The sequence below is a fragment of the Williamsia soli genome (assembly GCF_017377795.1).
Taxonomy (GTDB): domain Bacteria; phylum Actinomycetota; class Actinomycetes; order Mycobacteriales; family Mycobacteriaceae; genus Williamsia; species Williamsia soli.
This window is the reverse complement of sequence record NZ_JAFRDR010000008.1, coordinates 141,528-159,643: the sequence shown is the minus strand read 5'-3', so window position 1 is coordinate 159,643 and position 18,116 is coordinate 141,528. Positions and strand designations below refer to the sequence as shown.

The following is an 18,116-nucleotide window of genomic DNA, read 5'->3' as shown; positions in this document are numbered from 1 at the left end:
AGACGATGAGCAACAACCCGACATTCGCCGCTGGATGGGTCGGCGGTGGCGATCTCGTCGGTACCGGTCCGGACCACCAGGTGATCAACCCTGCCACCGGCGGTGTCGTCGCGACCACGGCACTCGCGACCGCTGTAGACGTCGACACCGCGGTGACCACGGCCCGCGCAGCGCTCGGCGAATGGGCAGGCGCGACCCCGGCCGAGCGCAGCGCTGTGCTTGCGAAACTCGCCGCTGGGATGGCCGCTGCCTCAGCGCAACTGGCGGACGAAGAGGTGAGCCAGACGGGTAAGCCGATCCGGCTGGCGAACGAGTTCGATGTGCCGGGGTGCGTCGACAACACCGAGTTCTTCGCCGGCCTGGCGCGCAATCTCGAGGGCAAGGCCAGCGCTGAGTATTCCGGCGACCACACCTCGTCGATCAGGCGTGAACCCGTGGGGGTCGTCGGATCGATCACCCCGTGGAATTACCCGCTGCAAATGGCGGTGTGGAAGGTCATGCCGGCCTTGGCCGCCGGCTGCAGCGTGGTGCTCAAGCCCGCTGAACTGACACCGCTGACCACACTGACCTTGGCCCGTCTGGCCACCGAAGCGGGTCTGCCGGACGGGGTGTTCAATGTGTTGACCGGAACGGGCGCCGAGGTCGGCGCCTCGATCGCGGGACACCGCGGCGTCGACGTCGTGACGTTCACCGGATCCACCGGGGTCGGACGGCAGGTGATGTCGCAGGCGGCCGTCAACGGAACTCGCGTTCAGCTCGAATTGGGTGGTAAGGCACCGTTTCTGGTGTTCGATGACGCTGATCTGGAAGCGTCGATCCATGGGGCTGTGGCCGGAGCGCTGATCAACTCCGGCCAGGACTGCACGGCGGCGACCAGGGCGATCGTGGCCAGGCCGCTTTACGACGATTTCGTCGCCGGTGTCGGCGAGTTGATGAGCAAGGTCGTGGTGGGAGATCCGACCGATCCGGCCACCGACATGGGGCCGCTCATCTCGTCCCCGCACCGCGACAAGGTGTCCGCGATGGTCGACCGCGCCCGCGACGCGGGAATCCGGGTGGTGACGGGCGGTTCCGTGCCCGACGGGCCCGGTGCGTATTACCCACCGACCCTGCTTGCCGACGTGCCCGAGGACGCCGAGGTGTATCGCGACGAGATCTTCGGTCCGGTGCTCACCGTCAGTCCATTCGATGATGACGATGACGGCGTGCGCCGGGCGAACGACACCGTCTACGGCCTGGCCGCCTCGGCCTGGACCAGGGATCTGTACCGGGCGCAGCGAGCGAGCCGGGAGATCCACGCCGGCTGCGTGTGGATCAACGATCACATCCCGATCATCAGCGAGATGCCGCACGGTGGTGTCGGCGCATCGGGCTTCGGCAAGGACATGTCCACCTATTCGCTCGACGAGTACCTCACCATCAAACACGTGATGAGTGACATCACAGGAGTACCTCACAAGCCATGGCACCGAACAATTTTCACGCTGCCTCGTTAGATGGGTCCGATGCGTGGGCGGAGGCGCCGACCGCCCGCGGCACGGCGATGGTCTCAGGCGCCACGCCGGCACCGTATTGGCTCGACCGGCCGGAGCGCCCTGCGCCCCGACCGCGGTTGGCGGGGCAGGCGAGTGCCGACCTCGTCGTCGTCGGCGGCGGCTTCACCGGTTTGTGGACCGCGGTACAGGCTGCCGAAGCGGACCCGGCGCGTTCGGTGATGTTGCTCGAGGGCGATCGCATCGCAGAAGGCGCCTCCGGCCGGAACGGCGGGTTCTGTTCTGCGAGTCTGACTCACGGTCTGTCGAACGGAATCGATCGCTACGCCGATGAACTTCCCGAACTGCTCCGCATGGGAGTGGCCACGCTCGAGGAGATCCGTACGGCCATCGCCCGACTCGGAATCGACGCCGATGTCGAGCGGACCGGAGAACTCGATCTGGCGAGCTTCGAGTGGCAGGTGCCAGACCTCGAAGAGGCTGTCGCAGAGGGCAAGCGTTTCGGTCAGCCGCTCCGGTTCCTGGATGCAGCCGAAGTCGCCCAGCATGTGTCGAGCCCGATGGCCCACGGCGCCGTGTACGACCCCGACGTGATGATGATCGACCCGGCGAAACTCGCCTGGGGCCTTGCCGCGGCGGCGGAGCGGCTCGGGGTGCGCGTGCACGAGCACAGCGAGGTGACGGCGATCGCGTCCGTCGGCGACCGGGTACACCTGAGAACCGGATACGGAAGCGTCGACACCGCGAAGGTCGTCATCGCGACAGCGGCGTCGAAACCCTTGCGCCGTAAACTGCGATACCTGATGGTGCCGGTCTGGGACTACGCGCTGATGACCGAGCCGCTGACCGAGAAGCAGTTGGCGTCCATCGGCTGGTCCGGTCGACAGGGCCTCGCAGATTCAGGTAATCGATTCCACTACTTCCGCCTCACGGCCGACGACCGCATCCTGTTCGGCGGATGGGACGCTGTGTATCACTACGGCGGCGACACCGACCCGCGTCGGGCGCAACGCCCGAGTGAGTTCGGGTTGCTCGCAGAGCACCTGTTGCAGGTGTTTCCACAACTCGAGGGCATCAAGGCATCGCACACATGGGGCGGGATCATCGACACGTGCTCGCGATTCAACAACTTCTGGGACGTGAGCATGGGCGGCAAGGCGGTGTCGGTCCTGGGGTTCACCGGACTCGGTGTCGGCGCCTCGCATTTCGGGGCCCGGACGGCCCTCGATCTCGTCGATGGCCTCGACACCGAACGCACCCGGCTCAAGATGGTGCAGTCCAAGCCGATTCCGTTCCCGCCCGAGCCGCTCCGGTGGTTCGGTATCACCGTCACCCGGCACCAGTTCGCCCGTGCCGACCGGAACAAGGGCAAACGCGGCGTCTGGCTCAAGGCCATGGACGCCGCGGGCATCGGCTTCGATTCCTGACACCAAGATCGGCAGTCGCGGGTCAGGGTGTGAAGTCCTTGGGGACGACGATGATCGGTGCGTCGGTGTTCTTGAGGATGCGTGCCGAGGTCGAACCGAGGAAGGCGCGGCGTGGGGGAGCGAGTCGTCCCGAACCGATGACCACCACGTCGCCCGGACCCCAGTGCAGTTCGTCGAGAGCAGCCTCGAGGGTGTCGCCGTCGGCGACCAGCGATTCGATGCCCGCGGGTCCACCACAGGTCTGTTCGGCGACTTTGAGGTTTGCCTCCGCAGCAGCGACGTGACGAGCACGGACCTCGAGCGATTCGTCATCGTCGGTGGCGATCTCGTCGTGCGAGACCAGCGACAGCAGTCTCAGGTTCAGGCCACCCTCTCTCGCGAGCGTCAGCGCGAACGGCAGGGGACTGTCCTTCGACTCGGTGGTGGGCACCGCAACCGTCAATGTGCTGATCGCCGGGATGTCGACGCGACTGTAGCCACGTGGCGCCAGTGCGACCGGTACCGGAGAAGCATGGGTGAGCGCAGAGGAGATGGTGCCCAGGGTGTGTTTACCGAGGATCCCATCGCTGGTGCCGCCCACCACGATCATGGCCGCCTTGCTCGAGACGGCGAAATCGATCAGGCACTGGGGGAACGATTCCGCGACCGGGGTGTGCAGAGCGACCTCGATGCCATCAGGGATGTCGGCGGCGACCTCGTCGAGCCATTGTTCGGCCTTGTTCACCAGAGCCGCCTCGTAGCCGGCCCGGCCCGGGGAGCCGTCGGGTTCCGTGGCGCGGACGACACACACCAGGTCGATGGCGGCCCCCGTCGCCTTCGCGATCGCGATGGCCAGGTTCACCCCGTCGTCGCCGGTGTCGGTGTAGAGATATCCCACGGTCAGCCTCATGAGTTGGTGCTCGCTTTCGTCGAAGCCCTGGTGGTGAGCGGTCTCGGGGCGAAATCAGTAGACATCGGGCACCTTGACCTCGGTGTTGGCGTTGAGGGTCTTGCCCTTCCAGAAGTCCTTGGGACCGAAGGCGAAGCACAGCAGCATCAGGGGGATGCCGAGGACGAGCATGCCGACGCCCATGATGAACACGCCGCCGACGCCGGCGATCGAGGTGGAGCCGTAGTCGGTCGCGTACATGTCGATGGCGCTCTGGAAGAACGCCCATGTCATCGCCAGTGCGCCGATCAGCGGGAAGACCCCGCGGAAGAACAGGTTTCGGGCCGAGGTGAAGAGCGTTCGACGGAAGTACCAGACGCAGGCGTAGGCGGTGATGCCGTAGTAGAAGGCGACTGCCAAGCCGAGAGAGGAGATGGAGTCACCGAGGGTGTCTTCGCTGACCAGGGACAGCACGAGATAGAACATCAGTGCCGAGGCGCCCATGACCGCGGTGCCGAAGGCGGGGGTCATGTATCGCGGATGAACCTTGGAAAACCGCTTCGGGATGGCTCCGTAGACCGCCATGGACAGCGTTCCGCGGGCAGTCGGCAGGATCGTCGATTGTGTCGACGACAGCGCCGAAACGGAGACGGTCAGCAGGAGCAGGGAAGCCATGATCGAACCGGCCACGGGATCGCCGAGGATTGTCAGGACGTCGTCGGCGTTGTCGGGATTGTTCAATCCGATTCCCTCTTCACCGAAGCCGGCGAACGACTGGATCGCGTAGGCGACGAGTACGTAGGTGCACACGAGGATGATTGTGGTGATGACCGCGGCGCGACCGGGTGTCTTGGCGGAGTCCTTGGTCTCTTCGCCGACGGCGAGACATGCGTCCCAGCCCCAGTAGATGAAGATGCACAGGATCACCGCCTCGGCGATCGAGGAAGCGGTCAGGCCGCTCGGCCAGATCCAGCTGAGGCTGGGGTTGATGGCCTGCGGGCCGGCCTTGTCGAATCCGACTTTGAACAGGGCGATCACGCTGGCGACGATCAGAACGCCGAACTGGACGACGATCAGGACGTTCTGCATTCGTTCGCTGATGAGGATGCCGCGGATGCTGACCCACGTCATCATCACGATCAGAATGCACCCGAGGCCCACCTTGATCCAGATGTTCTCGGCCCAGGAGTCCAGGCCCAGGAAACGCAGGAGGTAGACGCCGGCGATCTCGGCGACATTTGCGAGCACGATGATCGCGGATACGGCGAGTCCCCAGCCGCCGATCCAGCCGATCCATGGTCCGAATGCCTTGGTTCCCCAGGTGAAAGTGGTGCCGCAGTCAGGGGTGTCCTCGCCCAGTTCGCGATAGGCGAACGCGATGAGAAGCATCGGGATGAACGCGAGGATGAACATGGCCGGGGCTTTTTCGTGCACGGCGGCGACCACGAAACCCAGGGTCGCGGCGAGGCTGTAGGCAGGTGCGACGGCCGAAAGGCCGATGACGACGTTGCCGACGAGTCCTAGGGAGCCTGAGCGCAGGCCTTTGTCGGGAACTTCAAAAACTGGCGGATCCGAAATGGCCATGGGTGTCTCCGGACGGTGAGGGGATCAACTAGCTCACCGTACGTTTTCAGCAGTGTAGGCGCTCGATAACGACGGATTTGTTTCCATTTCAGTAACACGGCGACTAAATCAGTCGTGAGCACGCCGGTGAACGCCGTGATTGGCGGGCGGCTGGCCTCCGCGCCACCGTCTTGTGAGGCCGCGCAACTAATACGGTCCCACCTGAGGGTCGCCCTTGCCAGTTGATTCTCGGACTGACCTCGACGTGACGCCCAACAGGTCCGCATATGACAATCCGCTCCGCTTCCGAGACCCTGACGGGATGAACCACGGAAGCGGAGCGGATGCGAAGAAGTGGGCGAGCGCCTACTCGGCAGGTGCGGCAGCTGCTGCCGCGGCAACGGCTTTCTGCCGACGCGCGACGACGAAGCCGGCGCCTGCGCCTGCCGCGGCAAGCGCACCCACGGCCACCTTGCTGCCGGTGAAGCGATGACCGAGGGCCGCGTCCACGGAGTATTTACCCGGGCCGGTCAGGGCCAGGGCGGCTGATGCGAGTCCGAGTATCGCGGGGTATTCGTAGCCGCCAGAGGTGGCGAAGAACCCTGCTGGTTTGTGCACCGAAGCGGCACCCACCATGGCGCCGACCGCGCCGGCGGCAGCGAACGGTGTTCCGGCGCCTGCGACCAGAAGGGCTCCGCCGGCCTCGCTGATGCCGGCCAGTGCTGCGGACGGTTTGGCGGGCTTGAAGCCCATTCCGTCGAAGGCTCCTGCGGTGGCATCGAGGCCGTGGCCTCCGAACCAGCCGAACAGTTTCTGGGTGCCGTGAGCGAACAGGGTGCCGCCGACGCCCACGCGAAGTGCGAGAAGTCCGACGTCGAGGGTGGAGCGGCTACGGGTATTTGTCATCTGATGTGTTCTCCTAACGAGTCGCCCTAAACAGTACTCCGGTCCGTTTAACGGTGCACTTTGCCCCGGCGATCGCCGATAGAGGATCATGCTCTGTTGTGAATCCTTCGCAGAATTCAGTCAGCGCACTCGACCCGGACGACATCGGATCTCGAATCGACCCGGTGCTCGCGCGGAGTTGGCTACTCGTCAACGGACTGCAGTACGACCGATTTCAGGGTGCAGCGAACTCGCGCGCAGATATCGTCGTCCTCGACATCGAGGACGCGGTTGCGCCCAAAGACAAGCTTGTCGCCCGCGACAACGTCGTCCGCTGGATTGCTGCGGGAAATCGTGATTGGGTGCGTGTCAACGGATTCGGAACGCAGTGGTGGGCCGACGACCTGACGGCACTGAGTCAGGTCAAGCTCGGTGGTGTGATGCTGGCGATGGTCGAATCGGTCGATCACGTCACCGAGACTGCGAAGCGGCTGCCCGGGGTGCCGATCGTTGCGCTCGTCGAGACGGCACGCGGTCTCGAGCGGATCAGCGAAATCGCGTCGGCAAAGGGGACTTTCCGACTGGCGTTCGGTATCGGTGACTTCCGCCGTGATACCGGCTTCGGCGATCAGCCCGCCACCCTCGCCTACGCCCGCTCCCGGTTCACCATCGCCGCCAAGGCGGCACACCTGCCCAGCGCGATCGACGGTCCGACGGTGGGCTCTTCGGCCCTCAAGCTGAGCGAGGCCACCGCAGTGAGCGCCGAGTTCGGGATGACGGGCAAAATCTGCCTCACCCCGGATCAGTGCGCGGCGGTGAACGAGGGTCTCTCACCCTCGCACGAGGAGATCGCGTGGGCGCTGGAGTTCTTCGCCGAGTACGAGAAGGACGGGGGACAGATCCGCAACGGGTCCGACCTGCCCAGGATCGCGCGAGGCACCAAGATTCTCGACCTCGCCCGTGCCTACGGCATCGAGTTCAACGAGGAGTACGACGACCCGGATCACATGCCCGCGCCGTCGGACACCTACCACTACTGAGTGCTAGGCCGCCGCGTCGCACGACACCGTCCCCACCGGCAGCGGATTGACGACGAGGATTCTCGTGGCGCCGTCGATGAGCCAATCGGCCCCGCGATTGGTCAGTGCCGCCCAGTACACCTGCGCGGCGTCGGGTCCGCGTAGGACTCCGCAGCGCTCGACGCCGTAGATCTTCGATCTCCCGGTGAGGAACCCGGCAGGGGCGGGTCCGGGCCAGCGTGTTGTGGCGGGTGGGTCGCCGCCGGTGTCGAGCTCGAAGACCCCGACCTGTTCCGGGATGAAGTCCGTCGATGGATGACCGTCGGCGAGGCTGCGCGCGCCGTCGACCAGATCGCGCAGGCGCGCGCGCACCATCTTCTGGTCGTCGGTGAGCCCTCCGTCGAAGTCGGAGCTGTAGGCGTAGACGCTCAGCGTCGACTGTTCGCCTTCTCCGTGCAGGGTGAACGTCGTGTTGCCGTGATCGGTGATCTGCGGATGACCGGCGTCGGTCGACTCCGAGATGAGTCCGCCTGCCTCGGCGTCGCCGACGAATCGGGCCACCGCGGCGGGGTCGACGGTGGTCACGGAGTAGTCGCCGGGCAAGTCGTAGTTCTCTCGCGGACCCATCTGCAGGATGCGTCCGTCGCCATAGATCGCGATCGCCGGGGACTGGAGAGGGAACATGATCGTGGGGCTGTAGCCGGGTCCAGAGCTCACCGTGAAGACGATCTGATCGGGCGGAAGTGGGGCAGGTTCGGCGGTCGGTGCGCCCGGCGAACTCGAGCTGCATCCTGTCAGAACGGCCGCGAGCACCAGTCCGAACAGCGCGCTGAGTCTGCCGATTCCCATGTGCCAGAGGCTAGCGCGGATCGGTCCTGCGGTGGCTTAGCGCATCCGAACAGCACCATGGCCGCCACCGGTGGGGCGACGGCCATGTGCTTGAGGCGAGAGAGTGCTCAGCGAGCAAACATCAATGCGCGCTTGACTTCCTGGATTGCCTGCGTGACCTGGATGCCGCGGGGGCAGGCGTCGGTGCAGTTGAACGTGGTGCGGCAGCGCCACACACCGTCGACCTCGTTGAGGATGTCCAGTCGCTCAGCGGCACCTTCGTCACGGCTGTCGAAGATGAAGCGATGAGCGTTGACGATGGCGGCCGGACCGAAGTAGCTTCCTTCGTTCCAGTACACCGGGCAGCTCGTGGTGCAGCATGCGCAGAGAATGCACTTGGTGGTGTCGTCGAAACGTGCACGGTCCGTCTGGCTCTGGATCCGCTCACGGGTCGGCTCGTTGCCGCTGGTCATGAGGAACGGCTTGACGGCGCGGTACGCGTCGAAGAACGGTTCCATGTTCACCACGAGATCCTTCTCCACCGGAAGACCCTTGATGGGTTCGATGGTGATGGTGATCTCTTTCGACTTGTCCTTGGGCAGCATGTCTTTCATGAGCAGCTTGCAGGCGAGCCGGTTGACGCCGTTGATCCGCATGGCATCGGAACCGCAGACCCCGTGTGCGCAGGACCGACGGAAGGTCAGGGTGCCGTCCAGGTAGCCCTTGACGTAATGGAGCAGGTTCAGCAGCCGGTCGGTCTGCAGCGCCGGCACGCGGAAGCTCTCGAAACCCTGTGCGTCAGGATCTTCCGGGTTGAACCGGCTGATCTTGAGCGTGACCATGGTCGCCTCGTCGGGAACCGGGGGCAACGGCGGATCGTCGTGGCGTGCGTCGGCGATATCGGTGGTGGCAGTCATCAGTACTTCCGCTCCATCGGCTCGTAGCGGGTCTGGACCACGGGCTTGTAGTCCAATTCGATGTCCGACAGAAGGGCGTCGCCCTTCTTGTAGGCCATCGTGTGCCGCATGTAATTGGTGTCGTCGCGGTCCGGGTAGTCCTCGCGTGCGTGCCCGCCGCGGGATTCTTTGCGGTTGAGCGCGCCGACCACGGTGACCTCGGCCATCTCGAGCAAGAAACCCAGTTCGATGGCCTCGAGGAGGTCGCTGTTGAAGCGCTTGCCCTTGTCGTGGACGCGGATGGAGCTGTACCGCTCCTTGAATCCGTGGATGTCGGTCAGGGCCTGCTTCAGTGTCTCCTCGGTACGGAACACCGAAGCGTTCGCGTCCATCGAGGCCTGCAGCTCGGTGCGGATGTCCGCGACCCGCTCGTGTCCGTGCTCGGACAGGACCAGCTCGAGCCATTCGTCGACCATCTTGGTCGGCGCCTCGGGGAGCTCGGTGAACTCGTTTGCCAACGCGTACTCGGCGGCGGCGATACCTGCCCGACGACCGAACACGTTGATGTCGAGGAGCGAGTTGGTGCCGAGTCGGTTGGCGCCGTGCACCGAGACGCACGCGCACTCGCCCGCGGCGTACAGGCCGTGGACGACCTCGTCGTTGTTGGCCAAGACCTCACCATTGATCTTGGTGGGGATGCCGCCCATGACGTAGTGGCACGTCGGGAACACCGGCACGTATTCGGTCACCGGGTCGACGCCGAGGTAGGTGCGGGCGAACTCGGTGATGTCGGGGAGCTTCTCGTTGAGAACTTCTTCGCCGAGGTGCGTCACGTCGATGTAGACGTAATCCTTGTTCGGACCTGCGCCGCGCCCCTCGAGCACCTCGAGGACCATGGACCGCGCGACGATGTCACGAGGAGCAAGGTCCTTGATGGTCGGGGCGTATCGCTCCATGAACCGTTCGCCGTCCACGTTGCGGAGGATTCCGCCCTCACCACGCACTGCTTCGGAGATCAGGATGCCGAGGCCGGCAAGGCCCGTCGGGTGGAACTGGTGGAACTCCATGTCCTCGAGGGGGAGTCCCTTGCGGAAGACGATTCCCATGCCGTCACCGGTGAGCGTGTGGGCGTTGGAAGTCGTCTTGTACATACGTCCCGAGCCGCCGGTCGCGAAGACGATCGACTTGGCGTGGAAGACGTGGATCTCACCAGTGGCCAGCTCGTAGGCCACCACACCGGTGGCAACCTTCTCGCCTTCGGAGTTCTCCGTGAGGCAGATGTCGAGCGCGTAGAACTCGTTGAAGAACTCGACGTCGTGCTTGACGCAGTTCTGGTAGAGCGTCTGCAGGATCATGTGGCCGGTACGGTCTGCCGCGTAGCAGGCGCGACGGACCGGGCTCTTGCCGTGGTCACGGGTGTGACCACCGAAGCGACGCTGGTCGATCTTGCCCTCGGGGGTGCGGTTGAACGGCAGCCCCATCTTCTCGAGGTCGAGTACGGCGTCGATGGCCTCTTTCGCCATGATCTCCACGGCGTCCTGGTCGGCGAGGTAGTCGCCACCCTTGACCGTGTCGAAGGTGTGCCATTCCCAGTTGTCTTCTTCGACGTTCGCAAGTGCGGCGCACATACCGCCCTGCGCAGCACCGGTGTGGCTACGCGTGGGGTAGAGCTTGGTCAGCACCGCGGTACGGGTCCGGGGGCCTGCTTCGATGGCCGCTCGCATCCCGGCGCCGCCTGCGCCGATGATCACCACGTCGTAACGATGTTCCTGCATGTGTACTTGCTCCGTTTCCAGGGCCGGATCAGACGCTGTTGACGTCGAAGGTGAGCAGGGCGTAGGTGCCGGTGAGCAGCACCAGGATCATCGACAGGGCCAGGAGCACGTTCAGCCAGAAACGCGTCGAGTCCTTACGGGAGTAGTCGGCGATCACGGTGCGTACACCGTTGCCACCGTGCAGCTGGGCAAGCCACAGCATGCTGATGTCCCAGACCTGCCAGAAGGGGTCTTTCCATCGTGCGGCCACGAAGGATGCGTCGATCCGGTGCACGCCGTCGTCCCAGGCCAGCATGATGAACATGTGGCCGATGGTCAGGATGATCAAGGCCAGACCCGAGAAGCGCATGAAAAGCCAGGCGTTCTTCTCGAAGTTGCCGCCCTTGGCCCGCCGCGGGGAACGGGGGTTGTCGAGGCTGGCCGGACGGTCGTGGTCGGTGCCCACGACTTTCGCGAGGATGGGGCTGTTCGGAGTGGTCATCTGCGGCGCCTCCTAAAGGTGTTCCACGATAAGTTGCAGCAGGCGTATCGCTGCCGCGCCGAAGAGGATCGCGAACAGGGTCAGGATGGTCCACAGCATCTGACGCTGGTACTTGGGTCCCTTGGACCAGAAGTCGACCAGGATGATCCGAACACCGTTGAGTGCGTGGTACAGCACACACGCCACCAGTCCGATCTCCATCAGGCCGATGACCGGGTTCTTGTACGTCTCGATGATCTCCGAGTACTTGTCCGGATCGATACGGATCACGGCCGTGTCGAGCACGTGTACAAAGAGGAAGAAGAAAATCGAGACACCGGTGATCCGGTGCAGTACCCAGGACCACATGCCTGGGTCACCCCGATACAGGGAACGTTTGCGCACCGGCGCGGGCGCGGTCTCTGTAGGAATGCTCATCGAGAAATTGGCCTCCAACATCGTTGATGGATGCGTCGAGCGCGGTTCCGGCTGCTCGATCGTGGACCCACGAAACAAACCATAAACCCAAGCTGAACCAGCGTGGAATCCTGCCCGAGTCGAACTGAGCTGCAAGGCATCTCGATTTAGGGTTGCCTTACCATTGTTTCGATGTCAGGTGCGGTCCTCGTGCGGGTCGGCTGGTGTACCGGTAGGGTCATCGCATGGCCCCTGATGTTGACTGGAAACTGTTGCGCACCAGAGCTTTAGAAGCCATGCGGGGTGCCTATGCGCCGTACTCCGACTACCCGGTCGGTGCCGCCGCCCTAGTCGACGATGGGCGTTTCGTGACGGGTTGCAATGTGGAAAATGTCTCATATGGTTTAGGGCTCTGCGCGGAGTGCACGCTGGCAGGCAACCTGCACGTCTCCGGTGGTGGACGCCTGCTCGCGCTCTCGTGCACCGACAGTCGCGGCGAAATCCTGATGCCGTGTGGGCGCTGTCGACAGGTACTTCTCGAGCACGGAGGTACCGAGATGTTGATCGACCACGGCGCCGGTCCGCGGCCTCTGGGGCAACTGCTGCCCGACTCGTTCGGGCCCGCCGACCTCGAGGCGGGGCGGCTTGCGTCCGGGGGTGGGCACCGTGGCTGAAAGTTTCGACACTGTCTCGGTGATTGCGACCAAACGTGACGGCGGTGCCCTCAGTGATGCCCAGATCGACTGGGTGATCGAGGGGTTCACCGCGGGGGAGGTGCACGACGAGCAGATGTCGGCGCTGGCGATGGCGATCCTGTTGCGGGGCATGAACCGTCGGGAGATCTCGCGATGGACCGCCGCCATGACGAACTCGGGTCAGCAGATGGACTTCACCGGTCTGCGCCGCGCGGGCCAACCGCTCACGACCGTCGACAAACATTCGACGGGCGGAGTCGGGGACAAGATCACCCTCCCGCTCGCCCCGTTGGTCGCTTCCTACGGGATCGCGGTGCCTCAACTGTCCGGACGTGGTCTGGGTCACACAGGAGGCACTCTCGACAAACTCGAGGCGATCCCCGGGTGGCGCAGCGACCTGAGCTACGACGAGATCGTGGCGCAGCTGCAATCCGTGGGTGCGGTCGTGTGCGCAGCGGGGGCCTCGCTGGCACCCGCGGACAAGAAGCTGTATGCGCTGCGCGACGTGACCGGAACCGTCGAATCGATCCCGTTGATCGCGAGTTCGATCATGAGCAAGAAGATCGCCGAGGGCACGCAGGCCCTGGTGCTCGACGTCAAGGTCGGTGCCGGTGCCTTCATGAAATCGGAGGCGGATGCCCGCGAGCTGGCCGAGATCATGGTCGAACTGGGCAATGAGGCGGGAGTTCGGACGTCAGCCCTGCTGACGGCAATGTGGGAGCCGCTGGGGATGACTGCCGGAAATGCGCTCGAGGTCGCCGAGTCGCTGGAGGTGCTCTCCGGTGGCGGACCACCCGATGTGGTGGAGCTGACTGTGTCGTTGGCAACGGAGATGCTGGCTGCTGCCGGGATGACCGGCGTCGACGTGGCCGACAACCTGCGCAATGGAAGGGCCATGGATGTGTGGGAAGCGATGGTCCGGGGGCAGGGCGGCGATCCGAAGGCGGCACTGCAGCAGGCCGACCACTCCGAGACGATCTCTGCCGAGTCGGCAGGCGTGATCGAGTCGATCGACGCGATGGCGGTGGGCCGCGCCGCCTGGCGGCTCGGTGCGGGGCGGGCACGGCAGGGTGAGTCGGTTCAGGCCGAGGCCGGGGTGCGACTGCACGTGCGTTCGGGCGATCGCGTGAAGGCCGGCGATCCGCTGTTCACGATGTACACCGCCACGCCCGAGAGATTCGGCGCGGCACGGGCCGCGCTCGCAGGTTCGACCGTGATCGGGTCAACACCGCCGCAGACCCTGTCGCGGGTGATCGATCGCGTTACGGTCGAGGCATGACAACGTCGCCGCTGGATCTTCCGTCCATCGCACTCGCTCCCAAGGTTCTTCTCCACGACCACCTCGACGGCGGATTACGTCCACAGACCGTGCTCGAGCTGGCGGAGGCGATCGGGTACGAGGAGCTACCAGCCGATGACGTTGCCGCCGTGGGCGCCTGGTTCCGGGAGGCGGCCGACAGCGGTTCTCTCGTCCGCTACCTGGAGACGTTCAAACACACGGTGGCGGTCATGCAGACGGCCTCCTCCCTGGAGCGGGTGGCCCGTGAGTGCGCCGAAGATCTCGCCGACGACGGGGTGGTGTACGCCGAGGTGCGCTTCGCGCCCGAGCAGCATCTCGAGGACGGGCTGACCCTCGACGAGGTGGTCGAGGCAGTACTGCGCGGGTTCGAGGATGGTACCGCGCAGGCTGCGGACCGGGGACGGCAGATACAGGTGCGCACGCTGGTGACCGCGATGCGGCACGCGGCCCGCTCCCGCGAAATCGCCGAACTGGCGGTGCGGTTCCGCCATCGCGGGGTCGTGGGGTTCGACATTGCGGGAGCCGAAGCCGGCTACCCGCCCAGCCGACACCTCGACGCCTTCGAGTACATGCGGGCGAACAACGCGCCGTTCACGATCCACGCGGGGGAGGCGTTCGGGTTGCCGTCGATCCACGAGGCGATCAGCTTCTGTGGGACGGATCGGCTCGGTCACGGTGTCCGGGTCATCGAGGACATCACGCTACCCGTCGGCGCGGATCCCGCGGCCGCGTCATTCCCGGACGCAAAGCTCGGCGATGTGGCGAATTACGTGCGGGACAAGCGGATCCCGTTGGAACTCTGCCCCAGCTCGAATGTGCAGACGGGAGCGGTCCCGAGTCTGGCCGAGCATCCGTTCAACGTGCTTGCCCGACTGCGCTTTCGCGTCACGGTCAACACCGACAACCGACTGATGGGCGACACGACCATGAGTCGTGAGTGCAAGGTGCTCGTCGACCAGTTCGGGTACGGATGGTCAGACCTCGAGCGGTTCACGGTGAACGCGATGAAGTCCGCCTTCATCCACTTCGACGAGCGGCTCGCGATCATCGACGACGTCATCAAGCCCGGTTACGCGGTGCTCATCGGTTGATCCGCCGAGCGTGCCCTAGTCGCGTTTCTTCTCGAGCCGGGTCTCGAATTCGTGCTCGAGCGCGCGCCAAGCCTCGGACTCATTGTCGAACGGCGCGCTCGGAGCCATCCGCTTCGGGTCGGGGTTGAGCGCGTAATTCACGAACCACCCCAGCGGCGTGGTCGATCCCAGCGCCTCGGCGACCGAATCGTCGTCGGCGAAATCAGCAGCATCCGTGAGCAATTCAACCGCGAGTTCGAGCTGACGCCGGTCGATGCGACGCGGGCCGTCGGCGATGTCGTCGGTCAGGCCCGGCAGCACGTACACGTTGTCGTCGTAGACGTCGATCTCCAGCGATCCGTCGGTCGCTGCGATCTGGATCTCCTCGAACGTGCTGACGGCCGACAGGTCGTGCTCGTTTTCGTCGGCCAAGAAACGCTCGAGAGCACGCTTCGACCCGAAGACGAAGATCTTCCCGTTCTTGCCGAGGAACACCGGATCGTCGTCCAAATAGCAACGCAGTGAGAAGAACTCGCCGGCGCTGGTGATGATCTGAATCGGATCGATCCCGACCGAACCCCAGAAGTCGTCTTCGTCTATCTCGTCGTCGTCGTCGTCGAGATCGTCTTCTTCGTCAGCGGTGTCGTCGTCATCGTCATCGACGGTGTCGTCACCCTCGACCAATTCGACGTCGTCGTCCGGTTCGTCTTCGTCCTCGGCACTCGCTGCCGCGAGTATCTCGGCCTCGGCGACCGAGACGGCCTCCGAGTCGACCTCGGGGGTCGTGATGACGGCATCTATGGCGTCGATGACGTCGTCCCAGCGTTTGTCGATGAGGGTTCCGATGCGCTCCCACAGTTCCGCGCCATCTTTGCCGACGAAGTTGCGGGTACCCGTGGTGACCGCGCCAAGGATGGGGTTCCCGTTGAAGAACTTGGTGATTGCGGTGAGTTCGCAGACTTCGCCGATGATCCTGACGATCTCCAGGACGTCCTCGAGCTTCGCGATCACCTCGGGGGTCGGATCTTCGGAGGCCAGTTCAGGAACCGCGATCAGGTCGTAGGAATTGCCCTCGGCCGGCTCGAGCTCGTCCGCTTTGAGGCCGACCACGGTGTTCCAGGCGGGATGCTCGACGAGATCGTTGTCGGTACCCGAGCGGATGAACGCGACGAGCTCTGCGACGGAGCTGAACCCGTACAGGTCCTCTTCGAGACCGAGGAAGGCCTCCCACTCGTCGTCGCCCTCGCGCCAGCGCGGAGCCCACAAGGTGAACGTGTTGCCCTCGGTGATTCCGAGTTCGATTGGGACGATGTCTCCGGCCATGGGGACAGAGCCTAGTCACCGACCCCGAGCGTCGGCCACCTCGCCTCGCCCGAAGTGCGCAAGGTTTGCCGAGATTTGTCGATCTGGTCTCTACTCGGCGACTTTCTGGCGAGGTCAACCCCGTCGTGGCGCGATGTGCCGTCCGCTGGGGCCGAGGCACTTCAGCAACAATTCGCGCCGCCGGCGTCCGTGCGCGCCATGTGCAACCCGCGCGCATGCAGGTACGTGGCGCGAATTTCTCTCCAGCTCAGTTCGGGCGGTAGAAGCCCTCGAAGGTCTGGTCCAGGTTCGAGGTCCGTACCGGGTTGACCTGAACCGGATCTCCCGCCTCAACTGTGTGTCGCAAACGGTACATGTCGAATCGGGTATTCATCCCATAGCATCTGCTGATGTCAAACAGCTCTCAACCAGGATGGCACCCGGACCCCGAAGGCGTCCCAGATCAGTTGCGGTGGTGGGACGGTCAGCAGTGGACGAGCGCCACGCGCCCCGCTCAGTTTGCACCGCCCCCGGGCCCGAGCGGCGGCAGGGGAGGCAACAAGAAGTGGCTGATTGCGGTCGCGGCAATCTTCGGGGCGCTGGTCCTCTATATCTCGTTCGCGGCGATCACCGGCTTCGAGCCGGGCGAGGACGATGAACCGGCCGCGGCGTCGACCACCACCACGAGGGCGCAACTGCCGGCGCCGACGACATTTGCGCCACCGCCACCCGCCGCGCGGTCGACTCAGACGATGTCCCAGTTGCCGTGCGAGATCCCAGCGGAGGCGTACGTCAGCATGATCGAGTTCAGTCTGATCGATTCCTCTCTGAGCCTGACGAACCTGCAGTCTCTGACGGCACCGGGTGGTCTGGTCTACGTCGGAGCCGACATCATGCGGGGCGACGAGCGGGAGTCGAGTCAGGACACCTGGGTCATCAAGGATGACGTTCCGTACGCACTGTCCAGCTCGGCCAATGAGTTCACTGTGCTGCCCGACGGCCGGGACCTGCTTGACGTGAACATCAGCGCGGGCGATGAGTACGGGTCCGCGCTACAGAACTGTGTGGCGCGGGTGCGGCAGGGAGGGTAGCCGCATCTGACAACACGTGATTCACATGCCAGCAGGCCCGACCCCCCGAAGGGCCGGGCCGAGGCCCTCAGGCCACGTAGCCGCCGAACTCGAGGCCCTTACCGTGGAGGGTGACCGTGCCGTCCCGGTTGTACCGGCTGACCATCCCGATCTCTTCCGCCAGGATCTCGGCCCGGTCGAGTCCGTGGTCCAGGTTCCGCACCTTCTCGGTGTGGGTTCCCTCGCCCTTGAAGTTGATGGTGAGTGTCATTGTCTCCCTTTCGTTTTCGTTCTTCCTTGTGATTAAAGTATAGCGCGCTTCCCCTGGTGGGCGCAAGCCCTAGCAGGGTAAATCTGCTATATTTTTCTCATGGAGCCAATCGACCAGGTCGCAGCCATCAGAGATCAGCGCAAAGAGGTGGCCGCGCAACTCGCACAGCTCGACGAGCAGCTCGAGGTGGCCGTCAAGGCAGCGTTCGAGGCCGGCCACACCGGACCCCAGATCGCCACCGCGTCAGGACTGTCCAAGCCGCGGACCTACCAGATCAGGGATGGGCGTCGGTGATGTCCGACCGCTGATCTACAGTCGTCGTCGCGTTGGGTTCGCTTCTGGGAAGGGGTTGCATCCAACGCAAAAGAACGCCCGAGCCATCTAACTTATGGCTCGGGCGTTCTGTCGTTCATGGGTCGTATGCTCGGTGAGCGGAGGTTGGAGTCTCAGAGAGGGCTCTGTGTACTCCGACAGCAATCCACCTCGGCGTTGTCCGAACGGTCACCGGCTCGGTCCGCGCCGGGTGCTGGTGGGATGGAGCAACACTCGCAAGCCGCCGTGCCGCACCTGGACGTGCCGCCAGTGTGACGCCACGATCTACAAGGACCCTGAGACCTCGGCGCCGAAGAACCACCTCGACGGGCTGCACTACGTGCCGGGGTCGGACTGATCTAGCTCCCAGCGGATCTCTGACAGCGCGTCAGCGATCGCCCACTGTGCGATCTCGGGGAGGTTGTCGTCCATGGAGATGAGACGTGCCGATTTCCACATGGGTTC

General features: G+C 64.5%; 19 protein-coding genes. 8 read left to right on the top strand and 11 right to left on the bottom strand.

Features of this window, described 5'->3' with window-relative positions:
* Positions 1 to 5: 5 nt before the first annotated feature.
* The gene (locus J3S28_RS20665) at positions 6 to 1,496 is read left to right on the top strand and encodes a gamma-aminobutyraldehyde dehydrogenase (protein ID WP_207842640.1); all 1,491 of its coding nucleotides are present in this window, start codon (positions 6 to 8) and stop codon (positions 1,494 to 1,496) included.
* Entirely contained in the window at positions 1,463 to 2,920 is a 1,458-nt protein-coding gene (locus tag J3S28_RS20660) for an NAD(P)/FAD-dependent oxidoreductase (RefSeq protein WP_207842639.1), read from the top strand. The genes J3S28_RS20665 and J3S28_RS20660 overlap by 34 nt, the downstream gene beginning before the upstream one ends.
* 22 nt (positions 2,921 to 2,942) lie before the next feature.
* Here the strand turns inward: J3S28_RS20660 and J3S28_RS20655 are convergent, their stop codons facing one another.
* The 3 genes from J3S28_RS20655 to J3S28_RS20645 form a co-directional block, all read right to left on the bottom strand.
* Positions 2,943 to 3,809 carry a universal stress protein gene (locus tag J3S28_RS20655; RefSeq protein WP_207842638.1) on the bottom strand — a complete coding sequence of 289 codons (867 nt, stop codon included), beginning with the start codon at positions 3,807 to 3,809 and terminating at the stop codon, positions 2,943 to 2,945.
* A gap of 54 nt (positions 3,810 to 3,863) precedes the next feature.
* Positions 3,864 to 5,372 carry an APC family permease gene (locus tag J3S28_RS20650; RefSeq protein WP_207842637.1) on the bottom strand — a complete coding sequence of 503 codons (1,509 nt, stop codon included), beginning with the start codon at positions 5,370 to 5,372 and terminating at the stop codon, positions 3,864 to 3,866.
* A gap of 345 nt (positions 5,373 to 5,717) precedes the next feature.
* Positions 5,718 to 6,257 carry a DoxX family protein gene (locus J3S28_RS20645; RefSeq protein ID WP_207842636.1) on the bottom strand — a complete coding sequence of 180 codons (540 nt, stop codon included), beginning with the start codon at positions 6,255 to 6,257 and terminating at the stop codon, positions 5,718 to 5,720.
* A 98-nt stretch (positions 6,258 to 6,355) separates the two neighbouring features.
* Here J3S28_RS20645 and J3S28_RS20640 point away from each other — a divergent pair, with 98 nt between their 5' ends.
* Positions 6,356 to 7,276 carry an HpcH/HpaI aldolase/citrate lyase family protein gene (locus tag J3S28_RS20640; RefSeq protein WP_207842635.1) on the top strand — a complete coding sequence of 307 codons (921 nt, stop codon included), beginning with the start codon at positions 6,356 to 6,358 and terminating at the stop codon, positions 7,274 to 7,276.
* Between the two features lie 3 nt (positions 7,277 to 7,279).
* Here the strand turns inward: J3S28_RS20640 and J3S28_RS20635 are convergent, their stop codons facing one another.
* The 5 genes from J3S28_RS20635 to sdhC form a co-directional block, all read right to left on the bottom strand.
* On the bottom strand, positions 7,280 to 8,104 hold the full coding sequence (locus tag J3S28_RS20635) for a hypothetical protein (RefSeq protein WP_207842634.1): 825 nt from the start codon (positions 8,102 to 8,104) through the stop codon (positions 7,280 to 7,282).
* A 107-nt stretch (positions 8,105 to 8,211) separates the two neighbouring features.
* Positions 8,212 to 9,000 (bottom strand): succinate dehydrogenase iron-sulfur subunit, encoded by a 789-nt coding sequence (locus J3S28_RS20630; RefSeq protein ID WP_207842633.1) that lies wholly within the window; start codon positions 8,998 to 9,000, stop codon positions 8,212 to 8,214.
* Positions 9,000 to 10,754 (bottom strand): succinate dehydrogenase flavoprotein subunit, encoded by a 1,755-nt coding sequence (gene sdhA / locus J3S28_RS20625; protein ID WP_207842632.1) that lies wholly within the window; start codon positions 10,752 to 10,754, stop codon positions 9,000 to 9,002. The genes J3S28_RS20630 and sdhA overlap by 1 nt, the downstream gene beginning before the upstream one ends.
* Positions 10,755 to 10,782: 28 nt before the next feature.
* Positions 10,783 to 11,235, bottom strand: coding sequence for a succinate dehydrogenase hydrophobic membrane anchor subunit (locus J3S28_RS20620; RefSeq protein ID WP_084838309.1), 453 nt, complete (start codon positions 11,233 to 11,235; stop codon positions 10,783 to 10,785).
* Positions 11,236 to 11,247: 12 nt separating this feature from the next.
* Positions 11,248 to 11,652 (bottom strand): succinate dehydrogenase, cytochrome b556 subunit, encoded by a 405-nt coding sequence (gene sdhC, locus J3S28_RS20615; RefSeq protein ID WP_207842631.1) that lies wholly within the window; start codon positions 11,650 to 11,652, stop codon positions 11,248 to 11,250.
* Between the two features lie 224 nt (positions 11,653 to 11,876).
* Here sdhC and J3S28_RS20610 point away from each other — a divergent pair, with 224 nt between their 5' ends.
* From J3S28_RS20610 to J3S28_RS20600, 3 genes are read left to right on the top strand one after another with little or no spacing between them, the layout of a single operon-like run.
* Positions 11,877 to 12,305, top strand: a complete 429-nt coding sequence (locus J3S28_RS20610; protein WP_207842630.1) for a cytidine deaminase — start codon at positions 11,877 to 11,879, stop codon at positions 12,303 to 12,305.
* Positions 12,298 to 13,605 carry a thymidine phosphorylase gene (locus J3S28_RS20605; protein WP_207842629.1) on the top strand — a complete coding sequence of 436 codons (1,308 nt, stop codon included), beginning with the start codon at positions 12,298 to 12,300 and terminating at the stop codon, positions 13,603 to 13,605. The genes J3S28_RS20610 and J3S28_RS20605 overlap by 8 nt, the downstream gene beginning before the upstream one ends.
* A complete protein-coding gene (locus J3S28_RS20600) occupies positions 13,602 to 14,717 on the top strand; it encodes an adenosine deaminase (RefSeq protein ID WP_207842628.1) in 1,116 nt (371 codons plus the stop codon). Before J3S28_RS20605 ends, J3S28_RS20600 begins: the two co-directional genes overlap by 4 nt.
* A 15-nt stretch (positions 14,718 to 14,732) precedes the next feature.
* Here J3S28_RS20600 and J3S28_RS20595 read toward each other — a convergent pair whose 3' ends face one another.
* Positions 14,733 to 16,019, bottom strand: coding sequence for a SatS C-terminal domain-containing protein (locus tag J3S28_RS20595; RefSeq protein WP_207842627.1), 1,287 nt, complete (start codon positions 16,017 to 16,019; stop codon positions 14,733 to 14,735).
* A 389-nt stretch (positions 16,020 to 16,408) separates the two neighbouring features.
* Here J3S28_RS20595 and J3S28_RS20590 point away from each other — a divergent pair, with 389 nt between their 5' ends.
* Positions 16,409 to 17,089, top strand: a complete 681-nt coding sequence (locus J3S28_RS20590) for a DUF2510 domain-containing protein (protein WP_207842626.1) — start codon at positions 16,409 to 16,411, stop codon at positions 17,087 to 17,089.
* Between the two features lie 67 nt (positions 17,090 to 17,156).
* Here J3S28_RS20590 and J3S28_RS20585 read toward each other — a convergent pair whose 3' ends face one another.
* Positions 17,157 to 17,339 (bottom strand): hypothetical protein, encoded by a 183-nt coding sequence (locus J3S28_RS20585; RefSeq protein WP_207842625.1) that lies wholly within the window; start codon positions 17,337 to 17,339, stop codon positions 17,157 to 17,159.
* A 99-nt stretch (positions 17,340 to 17,438) separates the two neighbouring features.
* Between J3S28_RS20585 and J3S28_RS20580 the strand changes: the two genes are divergently transcribed.
* Positions 17,439 to 17,633 carry a hypothetical protein gene (locus tag J3S28_RS20580; RefSeq protein WP_207842624.1) on the top strand — a complete coding sequence of 65 codons (195 nt, stop codon included), beginning with the start codon at positions 17,439 to 17,441 and terminating at the stop codon, positions 17,631 to 17,633.
* A gap of 354 nt (positions 17,634 to 17,987) precedes the next feature.
* Here J3S28_RS20580 and J3S28_RS28635 read toward each other — a convergent pair whose 3' ends face one another.
* Positions 17,988 to 18,110 (bottom strand): hypothetical protein, encoded by a 123-nt coding sequence (locus tag J3S28_RS28635; RefSeq protein ID WP_272874226.1) that lies wholly within the window; start codon positions 18,108 to 18,110, stop codon positions 17,988 to 17,990.
* Positions 18,111 to 18,116: the final 6 nt, after the last annotated feature.

Bases quoted from the DNA above. Each gene is read 5' to 3' on its own strand.
- J3S28_RS20665 (WP_207842640.1), top strand. From the start codon at position 6: ATGAGCAACAACCCGACATTCGCCGCTGGATGGGTCGGCGGTGGCGAT.
- J3S28_RS20660 (WP_207842639.1), top strand. From the start codon at position 1,463: ATGGCACCGAACAATTTTCACGCTGCCTCGTTAGATGGGTCCGATGCG.
- J3S28_RS20655 (WP_207842638.1), bottom strand. From the start codon at position 3,809: ATGAGGCTGACCGTGGGATATCTCTACACCGACACCGGCGACGACGGG.
- J3S28_RS20650 (WP_207842637.1), bottom strand. From the start codon at position 5,372: ATGGCCATTTCGGATCCGCCAGTTTTTGAAGTTCCCGACAAAGGCCTG.
- J3S28_RS20645 (WP_207842636.1), bottom strand. From the start codon at position 6,257: ATGACAAATACCCGTAGCCGCTCCACCCTCGACGTCGGACTTCTCGCA.
- J3S28_RS20635 (WP_207842634.1), bottom strand. From the start codon at position 8,104: ATGGGAATCGGCAGACTCAGCGCGCTGTTCGGACTGGTGCTCGCGGCC.
- J3S28_RS20630 (WP_207842633.1), bottom strand. From the start codon at position 9,000: ATGACTGCCACCACCGATATCGCCGACGCACGCCACGACGATCCGCCG.
- sdhA (WP_207842632.1), bottom strand. From the start codon at position 10,754: ATGCAGGAACATCGTTACGACGTGGTGATCATCGGCGCAGGCGGCGCC.
- J3S28_RS20620 (WP_084838309.1), bottom strand. From the start codon at position 11,235: ATGACCACTCCGAACAGCCCCATCCTCGCGAAAGTCGTGGGCACCGAC.
- sdhC (WP_207842631.1), bottom strand. From the start codon at position 11,652: ATGAGCATTCCTACAGAGACCGCGCCCGCGCCGGTGCGCAAACGTTCC.
- J3S28_RS20610 (WP_207842630.1), top strand. From the start codon at position 11,877: ATGGCCCCTGATGTTGACTGGAAACTGTTGCGCACCAGAGCTTTAGAA.
- J3S28_RS20600 (WP_207842628.1), top strand. From the start codon at position 13,602: ATGACAACGTCGCCGCTGGATCTTCCGTCCATCGCACTCGCTCCCAAG.
- J3S28_RS20595 (WP_207842627.1), bottom strand. From the start codon at position 16,019: ATGGCCGGAGACATCGTCCCAATCGAACTCGGAATCACCGAGGGCAAC.
- J3S28_RS20590 (WP_207842626.1), top strand. From the start codon at position 16,409: ATGTCAAACAGCTCTCAACCAGGATGGCACCCGGACCCCGAAGGCGTC.
- J3S28_RS20585 (WP_207842625.1), bottom strand. From the start codon at position 17,339: ATGACACTCACCATCAACTTCAAGGGCGAGGGAACCCACACCGAGAAG.
- J3S28_RS20580 (WP_207842624.1), top strand. From the start codon at position 17,439: ATGGAGCCAATCGACCAGGTCGCAGCCATCAGAGATCAGCGCAAAGAG.
- J3S28_RS28635 (WP_272874226.1), bottom strand. From the start codon at position 18,110: ATGTGGAAATCGGCACGTCTCATCTCCATGGACGACAACCTCCCCGAG.